This window comes from Vreelandella sedimenti (genome assembly GCF_013416325.1).
GTDB lineage: Bacteria > Pseudomonadota > Gammaproteobacteria > Pseudomonadales > Halomonadaceae > Vreelandella > Vreelandella sedimenti.
The window spans coordinates 198,973-211,407 of the sequence record NZ_JACCGK010000004.1 but is presented as its reverse complement, the minus strand read 5'-3'; the positions used below and the strand labels follow the sequence as shown (position 1 = coordinate 211,407).

Annotated in this window: 12 protein-coding genes; 1 reads left to right on the top strand and 11 read right to left on the bottom strand. The window is 56.1% G+C overall.

The annotated features are described in order from the left end of the window. Window positions 1-27 precede the first annotated feature (27 nt). Window positions 28-1,068 carry a TRAP transporter substrate-binding protein gene (locus HZU72_RS05935; protein ID WP_141440306.1) on the bottom strand — a complete coding sequence of 347 codons (1,041 nt, stop codon included), beginning with the start codon at window positions 1,066-1,068 and terminating at the stop codon, window positions 28-30. Between the two features lie 435 nt (window positions 1,069-1,503). Then, entirely contained in the window at window positions 1,504-2,688 is a 1,185-nt protein-coding gene (gene pobA, locus HZU72_RS05930; RefSeq protein WP_180090976.1) for a 4-hydroxybenzoate 3-monooxygenase, read from the bottom strand. 146 nt (window positions 2,689-2,834) lie between these two features. On the opposite strand from pobA, the gene HZU72_RS05925 reads away from it, so the two are divergent. Then, complete coding sequence (locus HZU72_RS05925; protein ID WP_180090975.1) at window positions 2,835-3,737, top strand: helix-turn-helix domain-containing protein; 903 nt, start codon at window positions 2,835-2,837, stop codon at window positions 3,735-3,737. Window positions 3,738-3,743: 6 nt separating this feature from the next. Here the strand turns inward: HZU72_RS05925 and HZU72_RS05920 are convergent, their stop codons facing one another. From HZU72_RS05920 to HZU72_RS05880, 9 genes are all read right to left on the bottom strand, one after another. Then, complete coding sequence (locus HZU72_RS05920) at window positions 3,744-5,033, bottom strand: TRAP transporter large permease (protein WP_180090974.1); 1,290 nt, start codon at window positions 5,031-5,033, stop codon at window positions 3,744-3,746. Beyond that, window positions 5,023-5,568, bottom strand: a complete 546-nt coding sequence (locus HZU72_RS05915) for a TRAP transporter small permease (protein WP_180090973.1) — start codon at window positions 5,566-5,568, stop codon at window positions 5,023-5,025. Before HZU72_RS05915 ends, HZU72_RS05920 begins: the two co-directional genes overlap by 11 nt. Before the next feature lie 6 nt (window positions 5,569-5,574). Next, window positions 5,575-6,606, bottom strand: a complete 1,032-nt coding sequence (locus HZU72_RS05910) for a TRAP transporter substrate-binding protein (RefSeq protein WP_180090972.1) — start codon at window positions 6,604-6,606, stop codon at window positions 5,575-5,577. Between the two features lie 322 nt (window positions 6,607-6,928). Further along, window positions 6,929-7,561 (bottom strand): protocatechuate 3,4-dioxygenase subunit alpha, encoded by a 633-nt coding sequence (pcaG, locus tag HZU72_RS05905; protein WP_180090971.1) that lies wholly within the window; start codon window positions 7,559-7,561, stop codon window positions 6,929-6,931. Window positions 7,562-7,577: 16 nt separating this feature from the next. Then, entirely contained in the window at window positions 7,578-8,309 is a 732-nt protein-coding gene (gene pcaH, locus HZU72_RS05900; RefSeq protein WP_180090970.1) for a protocatechuate 3,4-dioxygenase subunit beta, read from the bottom strand. A 33-nt stretch (window positions 8,310-8,342) separates the two neighbouring features. Further along, on the bottom strand, window positions 8,343-9,524 hold the full coding sequence (locus HZU72_RS05895) for an alpha/beta fold hydrolase (RefSeq protein WP_180090969.1): 1,182 nt from the start codon (window positions 9,522-9,524) through the stop codon (window positions 8,343-8,345). A gap of 10 nt (window positions 9,525-9,534) precedes the next feature. After that, window positions 9,535-10,737 (bottom strand): 3-oxoadipyl-CoA thiolase, encoded by a 1,203-nt coding sequence (gene pcaF / locus HZU72_RS05890; protein WP_180091032.1) that lies wholly within the window; start codon window positions 10,735-10,737, stop codon window positions 9,535-9,537. Between the two features lie 26 nt (window positions 10,738-10,763). Further along, window positions 10,764-11,537: a CoA-transferase subunit beta gene (locus HZU72_RS05885; protein ID WP_180090968.1), complete on the bottom strand. Its 774-nt coding sequence runs from the start codon at window positions 11,535-11,537 to the stop codon at window positions 10,764-10,766. Beyond that, the gene (locus HZU72_RS05880; protein WP_180090967.1) at window positions 11,537-12,355 is read right to left on the bottom strand and encodes a CoA transferase subunit A; all 819 of its coding nucleotides are present in this window, start codon (window positions 12,353-12,355) and stop codon (window positions 11,537-11,539) included. Before HZU72_RS05880 ends, HZU72_RS05885 begins: the two co-directional genes overlap by 1 nt. Between the last annotated feature and the right edge of the window lie 80 nt (window positions 12,356-12,435).

Here is a 12,435-nt window from a genome sequence, read left to right as displayed (position 1 = left end):
ATGCGCCCAGACAAAAAGCGCAGGCAACTATTGGTTTTGTTCGATCAGCTCAATAAACCGATCGCGCAACTCAAAGGCAGGAAGCCCTTGAGCAGCCACCTCTTCCAGCCGTTGCTCATTGATGGGCTCCAGCAAGGCCGACCAGCGCTCAGCCTCCTCCTCGGACAAGGTGAGCTGCTCAAGGTCATGGTTCTCGGCAGCCCACGTCAAGGATTCCTGGATGTGTTCATCGAGATACTTACCTGCATAGGAGGCCATTTCGGCACCCAATGCATCGATCTCCTGCTGAACGTTTTCAGGTAAAGCGTCCCACCGCTGCTGATTCATCACCGCAACGAAGACAACGTTGGTCAGAGGATAATCCGTGATATAGCTCACATTGCGGGCATACTGCAGATCCATCAGCGTCTCACGTGAACCTACATAGCCATTAACGATACCCGCCTGAAGGGCTTCCCCCGTTTCCGATTGGGTGAGACCCACAGGCACGCCACCAAGGGCTTGAACAACGGCTGTACTGTCGCCTGGCACCCTGATCTCTTGGCCCTCAAGATCCTCCAGCGAAGTCACTGATTCTTGAGTATGTAGGTAGCCTGGCTCTGAGGTGAACGCCGTGATGACTTTAAACTCTTCCAAGCCCAGCGTTTCTGCAGGGAACTCTTTGATCAGTTCGTACACTGCCTGGCTGGCTGTCTGCGAATTCACGTCGATACCCGTTAGATTTCCGGCCAAATTGAGTAACGGAAAACGTCCCGGCTCGTATGAGGTGGCAGAGAGACCGATATCGGCAACACCGTTTAAGACGCCATCGAACATGTTGGCAGCCGTCAGCAACGTTCCACCAGGGAAGGTGTTGACGTTTACCTGGCCATCGGTTCTTTCGTTAAGCTCTTTCGCCCAGTGCTCCATCTGCACAGCGGGAAAGGTTTGGGAAGGCGCAAAGAAGGCATAGCTGAGGTTGATATTATCCGCTAACGCACTGGTGCTGAGTAGCACCCCAGCGCATACGCCGCTCAAGCGTGTCAGTCGGCGAGAAGTTTCGAGCCACAGCTTTTTTTGGCTGGTCATTGGTCATTAGCCCTATTTGTTTTTGTGTTGAATGTCAGGTAATCCTAGCAGAAAACATTCAACATCACATGAAAAGTAAAGTAAATACCCAGACATAAATCTATTTTCTTTATGCAAAAAACTCGCCCATTAAAATTAATTCAATTATTATCAATAATATAAATTAATTTCTTGAGAATAATTAGCCGCCTACCTAAGTAATCGGATGGCTTAGTAAGTATCACAGCGCACCAATACTGTGCACACTGGAGCGGATCTGCTCGCTTTTAATTCGGCACGCTCAAGCAAAAGCCTCACACGATGTAGCCACCACCGCCATTACTCACTTAGACCACGGAAATAGTCCACGAAAACACTGTTTAAACTGAGCGAGAAGGCACAAAAAAGCCCAAGCGTCAACCTGGGCAAGGAGGATAAATGGACAACGGGTAGGCGCTATTCCAGCGGTTCGTAGGGCAGACCCACATAGTTTTCCGCAATGGTCGTCAGCCCCGCTTTTGAGCTGGTTACGTAGTCCAGCTCGGCCAACTGCATGCGGCTGTTGAAATCTTCCTCATCAGAGAAATTGTGCAGCATGGAGGTCATCCACCAGGAAAAGCGCTCCGCCTTCCAGATGCGCTTCAGGCACGTTTGTGAGTAGCGCTCGATCAAATCAGTGCGCCCTTCTTGGTAGACCTTCACCATTAGCCGATAAAGCGTATTCACATCGCTGGCGGCCAGGTTAAGCCCTTTGGCACCGGTGGGCGGTACAATATGCGCCGCATCACCGACCAGAAACAGTCGCCCGTACTGCATTGGTTCGACCACATAGCTGCGCAGCGGTGCGATGCTCTTCTCGATGAAAGGCCCGGTGACAAGCTTGGCGGCCACCTCGTCAGGTAGGCGACGCTTGAGCTCTTCCCAAAAACGCTCGTCCGACCAATCTTCTACCTTTTCATCCAAGGGTACTTGCAGGTAGTAACGGCTGCGGGTGGCAGAGCGCATGCTACAAAGACTGAAACCACGCTCGTGGCTTGCGTAAATCAGCTCATCAGAGACCGGGGGCGTGTCCGAGAGCACCCCTAACCAGCCAAACGGGTAAACCTTTTCAAACTCTTTAATGCGCTCTTGAGGGATCGATTGGCGGGAGACACCATGATAGCCATCGCACCCGGCGATGTAGTCGCACTCAAGCCTGACCGTTTCACCGTTATGTTCAAAGGTGAGGTAGGGGCTGTCGCTCTCCAGGTCGTGGGGCTGCACGTTTTCCGCCTCGTAGAGCGTTGTCGCGCCAGCGGCGGCGCGGGCCTCCATCAGATCCCGCGTGACCTCGGTTTGGCCGTAAACCATGACTTTACTGCCGCCGGTCAGTTCATCCAGTGCGACTCGCACGCGGCGGTTGTCGAAAACAAGCTCAAAACCGTCATGGGGTAAGCCCTCTGCATCCATGCGCTGGTCAACACCCGCTTCGCGCAGCAAGTCCACCATGCCTTGCTCAAGCACACCGGCGCGGATACGGCTCAATACATATTCACCGCTACGCCGCTCAACAATCACATTATCAATGCCTTGGCGATGGAGTAGCTGCCCCAGCAGTAGACCAGAAGGGCCAGCGCCAATAATCGCGACCTGTGTTTTCATAGGGGATGCCTCATCATTGTCATTATCTAAAACTTATGACTTGTATTTTTCAATGAAACACGCCGCATAATAAGGCATGATCTAGATCAATTATTGGACATTTAGCGCTTTTTCACCCCACCTTAGTCGTATAGGAGATACCGGTGATGCCAGCCTCGTCGGCAACGTCCGTGCCCGTATTTAAGCTCTATGGCGAGACGCAGCATTGGCCCACGCCAGACTTGCTCCACTGCGAATCCATTCCTGAGCGCAGCCAGTTACATGACTGGCGTATACGCCCGCATCGCCACGCCGATCTAGTGCATATTCTGTTTATTGCTCAAGGTAGCGTTGAGTTAGAACTGGAGGGAACGAACCATCAGCTGCAGAGTACCAGCGCTATCGTGGTGCCCGCCATGACCATTCATGGCTTTCACTTCTCACCGGATGTGCAGGGGCACATCATTACCCTGGCCAAGCCATTGGCAGACCACTTACATGCGCTAATGGGTGAGAGCAGTACGCTAAAAAAAGCCGACTTCTACCCGCTGCTAAAGGCCAACCGGGCTGAACGAATTGCCACCCTGGTCTCTCAGGTCGACCAGGAGTACCGCCACCCTGCCCCTGGACGAAACAGCCTACTCGAAGCACTTATTCAAGCCTTGGTGGTCGAGCTATCGCGCCTTTGTGCTTATACCGGCAGCACGGCAAAGCGCTACGGCCCCCGCCAAAGTGACAAAGGTCGGCAGCATTTAGAGCACTATCAAGCGCTAATCGAAGCGCACTATCGCGAGCAGCCGAGTATTGAACAGTTAGCCGAGCAGATTGGGGTGAGTAGCGCGCACTTGAATATGCTCTGCCGCCAACTCGCAGGACGCAGCGCCCTGCAATTGCTGCATGAACGCTTGCTGCTGGAAGCCAAGCGCCAGCTCACCTATACCAATATGACCATTGGCCAAGTCTCTGACAGCTTAGGCTTTTCTGAACCGGCTTACTTCACGCGCTTTTTTAAGCGCAATACAGCGCTTTCTCCTCGCGAGTTTCGGGTTCGCCAGTCGCAAGAGCGTTAACAACGTTTAGAGCAAGAAAAAGGTGGAGAGCACGGGAAAAAGGATGAGAAGAGTTAAACGGATTAAATCAGACACCACAAACGGTGCGACGCCTCTAAAAATCTCACCTAGCCCAACATGCGGCGCCATCGCTTTTATCACAAACACGTTCATCCCCACCGGTGGCGTCATTAGCCCCAGCTCCACCGTCAGTACAGTAAGAATACCGAACCAAACTGGATCAATGCCCATCGCCTGAATGATCGGATACACCACGGGAACGGTGATCACCAGCATCGCGATGGAGTCCATAAACATGCCCAGCACAAAGTAGAGCGCCAGGATGCACAACACGACGACGAGTGGCGTGAGATCCATGCCGTAAAGCACGTCGGTAATCGAGAACGAGATACGTGAGACAGAGATGAAATAACCCAGCGTTTCCGCCCCCACCAGCATGAAGAACACCACGGCAGAGAGCGCCAAGGTCTCTTGAACGCTGGCCCATAACTGCGCACCGCGCATGCCTTTTACCAGGGCATAAATCAAGGTGGCAAATGCCCCTACGCTTGCCCCTTCTGTTGGCGTAAAGGCACCAAAATAGATGCCTAAAATCATCACCAGGAAAACGCCAAAAAAGGGCACCAAGCCGGTGAGAGAGAGCAGCTTTTCTTTCCAAGCCGTAGGCTCACCGGCCACCGCAAAGGAGGGGCGCAGCCACATCACCACGGTAACAGTCAGGGAATACATCACCAGCCCCAGTAAGCCAGGGATCAGGCCCGCCATGAACATATCGCCCACGGACTGCTCGGTAAGAATGGCGTAGATAAGGAGTGCAATACTGGGTGGAATCATAATGCCCAGCGTGCCACCTGCGGCAAGCGCCCCGGTGGCTAAACCACGGTTATAGCCATAGCGCTCCATCTCCGGTAGCGCTACCCGGGTCATGGTGCTTGCTGTCGCCAATGAGGAACCGGAAATCGCCGAGAAGATACCGCAAGAGCCCACCGCCGCGATCGCCAAGCCACCTTTCCAGCCACCGCAAATGACCCGCGTTGAATCAAACAGCTTACCGGCCATGCCCGAATGGGCAGCCAGGACGCCCATTAAAATAAACATTGGTACGGCGCTGAAGCTGTAGTTCGAGAGTACTTCTACCGGCACCGTTTTTAACTGCGCAACGGCCGCGTCCCAACTAATGATTTGCGCAAACCCCACTACCCCCACAATAAGCATGGTTAAGGCGACAGGTACGCGCAGTACCATCAGCACCAATAACAGCCCTAATCCGATGGCACCAACCGCTTCACTCCCCATGAGCCGCCTCCTCACCTGTGGCATAGATCATGCCCAGCAGCGCATGAATAAAGCTCCGTAATCCCAGCAGTAAGCTGAGCACTGCTGCCAATTGGAAAATAGGGCCCATGGGCAAGCGCAGGTCTTGGGTGATTTCTCCGTACTGCGTGGCAGCAGCAGCAGAATCCAATAAACCCACAAACAGGATCAGCCCCAGCGCCGTAAAGCCAAGCAAAAAAAGACCTTGGATACGATTTTTTATCGCCTGGGGTAAGCGGTGCGAGAAAGCTTCCACCACCACTTGGCTTTTCTCGACATTAGCGGCCATGGCCGCCAATAGCGCGAACAGCATCAAATAGCTAACCAACTCAACGCTCCCAGAAACACGCAACGCAATGGCGCCTTCCGTTAGTCGGGAAAGATAGCGAGTACTGACATCAGCAATGGTCACCGCCAATAGCCCGATCAGTGCGACACCCGCCACCAAGCGACAAACAAGGGCCAGCCAGTGGCTGGCCCGATAGAGGAGATGTTGAAAAGAGAGAGTAGACGGCATGAAAACTTACCCCTCTTGGGTACCACAAGACTCGCTAGCGGCCAGTGCAGCCTCATACACCTCGCGGGCTTGGCTCAAACCACGCTCTTCCAACTGCGTTAGGTAATTTTCGATACCGGTTTCAAGCGGCTCTTGCCAATCAGGGTGTTGAAGCGGGTTTTCGATTTCACGGATAGTATGGCCCGCATCAACCGCTTCTTGCTTACCTTCCACATCTAGACGATCAAACACCGCACCGGCGTTTTCAGCCCACTTCATGCCTGAGTTATTGTCGATGACCGCCTGCTGCTCGGGCGTTAGGCCGTCATAGGTGCGCTGGTTCATAGTGGCCACGAAGATCAGCGTGTAGAACGGCACTTCGGTGTGGTAACTGACCAGCTCATTAACGCGGAACCCCTTTAAGCCTTCCCAAGGAAAGCTCAGGCCGTCGATAACGCCGCGCTGCATAGAGGTATAAATATCTGGCGCGGGCATGCCCACCGGGCTTGCGCCCATATTTTCGAGCATTTCACCCGCCACCGCTGTAGGGCGGCGAATGCGCAGGCCCTGCAGGTCAGCGGGGGTTTGCACGTCGGTGTCGATGGTGTGAATGCCACCGGGGCCGGTGGTGAACATAAACAGCGGGCGGGTATCTTCGTATTCGCTATCTAAATGGCCGTCGTCGAAGAGCGTTTGCAGCACGCAGGCCCCTTGGGTAGCCGTGCTGGCAACTCCAGGCAACTCGACAATCTGTGACAGCGGGAACCGGCCGGCGGTATAGCCTTGAGCGGTAGCACCAATATCGGCAATCCCGTTGGCGGCCGCTTCATAAATGGAGTCTGGCTTGGCTAGGGTACCGGCGGGAAACATTTGAATCGTCAGATCGCCATTGGACTCTTCTGCAATGGTATCGGCCCATGCCTGCAAAACATCCTCATTAACGCCTGAAGGGCCAGGCCAAAAGTGGGCCATACGTAAGGTGGTATCTGCCTGGGCCGAACTAACGGCCAGGCTAGCAATTGCCGCTGCCAAAATGCATCGGGATAGGGACATTTTCATAGGAGCCTCCAGGACTTTCTTGGATTATTGTAAGTTCGCATGGCGAATACTAGTTCGCTTTAAGCAACCACATTAGTCCACTATCAGGCATAGGGCTAATCGACATTCGTCTATGTTTAAGCGCCGCAGTGTGCCTTTCTGCACCTATTGCAAGTCGCTTTCAGTGTTGCAGACTACATAGCTGTCTCAAAAGGTACAATGCCAACAAAAAATTGGACTTTTACAATATCACTTCACGACTATGGTCGAACCCAAACAAAAAAGCGCTGCCCATAAATGAGCAACACTTTTTGTTTAATGAGACATACTTCCCCATATAAGGCTAAAAATCAAAAAACACCGTCTCGCCTTCACCCTGTAGGCGGATATCAAATCGATAACGCACCTTACCCTCCACCTCTTCACGCTTGGCGATTAGGGTCTGGCGGCGTGCCGGTGATTCGATACGCGTGAGCACCGGGCACTGGGCGTTCGCTTCAGCTTCATCATCGAAGTAGAGCCGTGTTTGCAGGTGAATATTCACCCCGCGGGCAAACAGCGTGAGGTTAATGTGCGGCGCCATTGGCTGGCCGCTGGGGTGCTTCACCGCGCCGGGCTTGATGGTGGTCAACGACCACTCGCTGCCGTGATCAAAGGTAGTGGCGGTGCGGCCAAAGCTATTGAACGGTTTGCTAAGGTCGTAATCGGCTTGGTAGTCACCGTTAGCATCGGCCTGCCACACCTCAATAAAGGCATCGCGCACCAGATCGCCGTTGCCGTCGATGACAATGCCGACCACTTCGATATGCTCACCCTCGGCGTCAGGCTTAGCCATCTCGCTCCAGATCTCTTCATCCCGTACGGGATTACCAGCCGCAGCGAGAGCAAGACCAATATGCACGTAGGGGCCAGCAGTTTGCGAGGCAGTTTCCCGCAGCATCAGGTCGCTGGTCGGCTGGGTGTTTGGCTGATTCATGATCTATTCCCTGCCCTTATTGGTTTTCGAAGAAGGTTTGCAGTTCGCCGCGGACCACCACATCAAAGCGGTAGGCAAGACAATCCATCGGCCTGCTGTGGGCCATATCGAGCCGTCCAATCATCGTCTCAACCGCAAGCGGGTCTTTCAGCGTATGCACGATGGGGCACAGGGGAATCAGCGGGTCACCCTCAAAATACATCTGAGTAATCAGCCGGGTAGAGATCGAAGGGCCGGTCACCGATACGTGAATATGCGCTGGGCGCCAGCTGTTCATATCGTTGGGCCACGGGTAGGGGCCGGGCTTGATGGTACGAAAACGGTACATACCCTGCTCATCGGTCAAGCAGCGACCTACACCGCCGAAGTTAGGATCTAACGGTGCCAGATACTTATCGTTTTTGTGGCGGTAGCGTCCACCTGCATTGGCCTGCCACATTTCCACTAGCGTATGCGGTATCGGCTTACCAAACTGATCCACCACTCGGCCGAACATCATAATCCGCTCGCCCTGGGGGAGACCGCCCTGGCCTGGATCCTGGCGGAAGTTCAGCAGTAGATCGTTATCGTGGGGACCCATGCGCAGGTGGCTGAAATCGGGGCCGGTCAGTTCGGATGCGGTTGGCTGCTGCATGCTCACTAGCGCCTGCTGGGGCGAGCGCGCCACCGAGGTTTTATAACCCGGCGCGTAGGCAGGCGGATGCCAGTTGCGGTCACGGGCCACAAAGCGTTTATTGTCGTGGGTCATCGCCCTTTACCTCTCATCAATTATTTTGATTCGCTACTCACCCCAGCCCAGCTCTTTGGCAAGAGCAAAGGCGTGATTTGCCGCTGGAACGCCGCCGTAAATCGCCACGTGCATCAACACTTGGCGCAGCTCGGCTTCCGTTAGGCCAATACGCTTGGCGGTTTTCAAGTGCAGCGTTAGCTCTTCACGGCCGAGGGCGGCGAGAATCCCGGTGGTGATCATGCTGCGCTCGCGGCGGGTTAGGTCGTCGTTGGTCCACAGCTCGCCCCAGGCCAGGCGGGTAATCATTTGCTGGAAGGGGGCATCCAGGCTGTTGGCGTTGGCGGTCGAGCGCGCCACATGCTCGTCTCCCAATACCTGCTTGCGGGTTTCCAGGCCAGTGGCGTACGCCACGCCATGGTTGGCCACATCTCCCAGATCCGTTGCCAGCACGACGAGGAGCTTTTGCGCGAACAGCGCCGGGGCTTCTACCGCAGGCACATGGCCGACGCCGTCAAAAATCTCCAGCGGTGCACCATCTAGCTCTGCCGCCAGGCCTTCCAGCGTCGCGGGCGGCGTGGCCATATCTTCACTGCCGCCAAACAGCTGTACCCTGACCTTTTTAGGGACGCGCTTGCCGGAGAGCTTTCCAGTGAACGTATCGCGGCCAAGCATTTCGCACAACTGGGCGTAGGACTCATCGTCGCCACGGCCCATCTGGGTGCACCAGCCCGCTTTCAGCGCCGGGCTTGCCTCAAACGCCGCCGGGGCAAACCAGCGCGGCACGATCTCTTCAGACATCGCCGCCAAGCCTTCCTGCCGCACGCGGCCTGCGCGGGTGTTCCAGAGATCCGGGTTGCCAATCACTGCGCCGGTGTTGGTCAACGTAGCGGAGAGCAGGCGGTCGCTATGCGCAGCAATCAACTGCTGGCCGACGACACCGCCAATGGACGTACCGGCAAAGTGAAAGCGCTCAGCACCCGCAAGCGCGACCAGGGCTAAGGCCTCGGCGGCCAGGTCAGCGGGGGTGATCTGCTCACCGCTGGCCGCCTGGCTGGCACCATGGCCGGGCAGATCCCAGGTCAGTACCCGGTATCGGGGCAGCAGCGCGGGAATGATGTCGTCCCAAACCGCTTGGCTCATGCCCAGCGGATGCGCCAGCACAATAAGTGGATTCACTTCCGAGCCGAGCAATCGATAAGCGACGCTGCGGCCATTGATGGTATGAAAGGCCATGCTACCTCCGTTAAACGCGTTCAATCAGCGTGGCGATACCCTGACCCACACCTACACACATGGTGCACAGTGCGTAGCGCTTGCCGCTGTTTTGCAACTCATGGGCGGCGGTCAACAATAGGCGGGCACCGGACATGCCCAGCGGGTGCCCCAAGGCAATCGCACCGCCGTTCGGGTTGACGCGAGGGTCATCGTCGGCCAGCCCCAGGTCGCGCATACAGGCTAACGCCTGGGCAGCGAACGCTTCGTTAAACTCAAATACATCGATATCGTCCATGGCGATACCGGTGCGCTTGAGTAGTTTCTGCACTGCCGGTACCGGCCCGTAGCCCATGATGCGCGGCTCAACGCCGGCCGTGGCCATACCGATGATTTTTGCCAGCGGCTTAAGACCATGCTGTTTAACCGCCGCTTCGCTGGCCACCAGCATGGCCGCCGCACCGTCGTTGACGCCAGAAGCATTGCCTGCGGTAACGCTGCCGCCTTCACGGAAGGGCGTAGGCAAACCTGCCAGTTTTTCCAGCGTGGTTTCCCGTAAATGTTCGTCCTGGTCAAAGATCAGCGGCTCCTGCTTGCGGCGCGGGATCTCGATGGCCGTAATCTCCTGGGCAAAGCGCCCCGCTTTTTGAGCGGCAGCGGCTTTCTGCTGGGAGCGCAGGGCAAAGGCGTCCTGGTCTTCGCGAGAGATATTGAACTGCTCGGCGACGTTCTCTGCGGTCTCCGGCATGGAATCGACCCCAAACGCTTTCTTCATCAGCGGGTTGATCAAACGCCAGCCAATAGTGGTGTCTTCGAGCTTTTGATTGCGAGCGAAGGCGCTATCAGCCTTGCCCATTACATAGGGCGCGCGGGACATGGACTCCACGCCGCCTGCCAGCGCCAGCTCCATCTCACCCGCTTTAATGGCACGAAACGCGGTACCGACCGCATCCATACCCGAGCCGCACAGGCGGTTCATGGTCGTGCCGGGCACTGAGGTAGGAATACCTGCCAGCAGCGACGACATCCGCGCCACATTGCGGTTATCTTCACCGGCCTGATTGGCGCAGCCCATAAAGACTTCTTCAATGGCAGCAGGGTCAAGATCCGGCGCTTCTGCCAGTACGGCTTTAAAAATCGTTGCGGCAAAATCATCCGGGCGCACGCTGGCTAGGGTGCCACCAAAACGTCCCACGGCGGTGCGGCGGGGATGACATAGAAAGACGTCTTGCATAACAACATCGCTCATAAATAGATCCTTTATGCGTCCGCGTGGGCCCGCTCGGTGCGCGCTTTGAGCTCACGCAAAATCGTCAGCTCGTTTTCGCTGGGCTCTGGAGTACTCTCAAGCTGTTCGGTAAAGCGAATCTCCCAGCCGGTCGCGTCGATCACGTCTTCGCGACTCACACCGGGGTGCAGTGACACCACGACCAGCTCTTTGCTGTCCGGGTCGGGCTTCATCACGCACAGGTCAGTAATCACGCGGGTGGGGCCTTTGCCGATATTAGGCACGTTGTCCCGGCCTTTGCCGTCGCGTCCAAAGCCTAGCGTGGTGACAAAGTCAACATCTTTCACAAAGGCGCGCTTGGAGTGCTTCAGGGTGATAAAGACTTCACCGGCGTTGGTGGCGATTTCCGGCGCACCGCCGCCACCCGGCAGTCGAACCTTGGGCGCTTTGTAATCGCCGATCAGTGTAGTGTTAAGGTTAGCAAAGCGGTCGATTTGCGCGGTACCTAAAAAGCCCACGTCGACTTTACCGCCCTGCAGCCAGTAGCGGAACATCTCTGGCACCGCCACGGTGGTGAGCGCCGATTCGCACAGTTCACCATCGCCAATAGATAACGGCAGAATATCGGGCTTGGTCTGCAGCGTGCCGGACTCATAAATCAGCACTACATCGGGGGCGTGCGTCAGCCGTGCCAGGTTGGCGGCTTCCGAGGGCAGCCCGATACCCACAAAGCAGGTCATGCCGTTCTCCAGCGCCCGCGCGGCGGTCACCGACATCATTTCAGAAGAGGTATATTCGAGACTCATTAGCTGTTCTCCCCTGCACTGTAAACGTTGTCGTCGAGCCACTGGGTAAAGCTGTCGCGATCGCGGGCGATGGCATCCCACTCTTTATAGAAGCGGTTGCTGCGGCCGTAATAGCCGTGAGTGTACGAGGGCAGCGCGCCTTTCTCGGCTACCGCAATCGCGCTGATGGCCCAGCCGGGTATTACGCAGGCATTGGGGTGGGCGTTGAGGTCATCGACGATCTCTTCTACCGTCACGATACTGTGCTTAGCCGCCAGTACCGCCTCTTTCTGTACGCCAACGATCCCTTCTACCAGCACGTTGCCCTGGCGATCTGCCCGCTGAGCGTGAATAATCGAGACGTCCGGGCGCACCGACGGCACGGCGGCCAGGCGCTCACCGGTGAAGGGACACTCGATGAATTTGATTTGATCGTTGACGCTGGGCAGTTCACTGCCGATGTAGCCGCGAAAAACCGCCAGCGGTAGACCGGCGGCACCCGCCTCAAAAGCGCAGGCCATGGCGGCGTGGCTATGCTCAAGAATCTCGATCTTGCGCGGCCAGCCTTTCTCGACCGCATCGCGCAGGCGGTGAAGCGATCCCACACCGGGGTTGCCACCCCAAGAGAAGATCACCTTTTTAGCGCAGCCCGCGCCAATCATCTGATCGTAGATGATATCGGGGGTCATGCGGATCAGCGTCAGGTCGCGCTTTTTCTGACGGATCACTTCGTGACCAGCGGCAAACGGAATCAGGTGGGTAAAACCTTCCATGGCCACGGTGGCGCCGTCTTGGACGTAGCGCGCTACCGCGTCATGCAAGCTGAGAAACTCGGCCATGATGGGTGCCTCTTAGCGGTTAGCAAATTGTTCGTTAAGCGAACATAGATCCTCTATACGAACAATCTACTGCTGAACGC

What these genes read in the sequence shown, in the direction of transcription:
- HZU72_RS05935 (WP_141440306.1), bottom strand. Translation starts at nt 1,068, where the DNA reads ATGACCAGCCAAAAAAAGCTGTGGCTCGAAACTTCTCGCCGACTGACA.
- pobA (WP_180090976.1), bottom strand. Translation starts at nt 2,688, where the DNA reads ATGAAAACACAGGTCGCGATTATTGGCGCTGGCCCTTCTGGTCTACTG.
- HZU72_RS05925 (WP_180090975.1), top strand. Translation starts at nt 2,835, where the DNA reads ATGCCAGCCTCGTCGGCAACGTCCGTGCCCGTATTTAAGCTCTATGGC.
- HZU72_RS05920 (WP_180090974.1), bottom strand. Translation starts at nt 5,033, where the DNA reads ATGGGGAGTGAAGCGGTTGGTGCCATCGGATTAGGGCTGTTATTGGTG.
- HZU72_RS05915 (WP_180090973.1), bottom strand. Translation starts at nt 5,568, where the DNA reads ATGCCGTCTACTCTCTCTTTTCAACATCTCCTCTATCGGGCCAGCCAC.
- HZU72_RS05910 (WP_180090972.1), bottom strand. Translation starts at nt 6,606, where the DNA reads ATGAAAATGTCCCTATCCCGATGCATTTTGGCAGCGGCAATTGCTAGC.
- pcaG (WP_180090971.1), bottom strand. Translation starts at nt 7,561, where the DNA reads ATGAATCAGCCAAACACCCAGCCGACCAGCGACCTGATGCTGCGGGAA.
- pcaH (WP_180090970.1), bottom strand. Translation starts at nt 8,309, where the DNA reads ATGACCCACGACAATAAACGCTTTGTGGCCCGTGACCGCAACTGGCAT.
- HZU72_RS05895 (WP_180090969.1), bottom strand. Translation starts at nt 9,524, where the DNA reads ATGGCCTTTCATACCATCAATGGCCGCAGCGTCGCTTATCGATTGCTC.
- pcaF (WP_180091032.1), bottom strand. Translation starts at nt 10,737, where the DNA reads ATGCAAGACGTCTTTCTATGTCATCCCCGCCGCACCGCCGTGGGACGT.
- HZU72_RS05885 (WP_180090968.1), bottom strand. Translation starts at nt 11,537, where the DNA reads ATGAGTCTCGAATATACCTCTTCTGAAATGATGTCGGTGACCGCCGCG.
- HZU72_RS05880 (WP_180090967.1), bottom strand. Translation starts at nt 12,355, where the DNA reads ATGGCCGAGTTTCTCAGCTTGCATGACGCGGTAGCGCGCTACGTCCAA.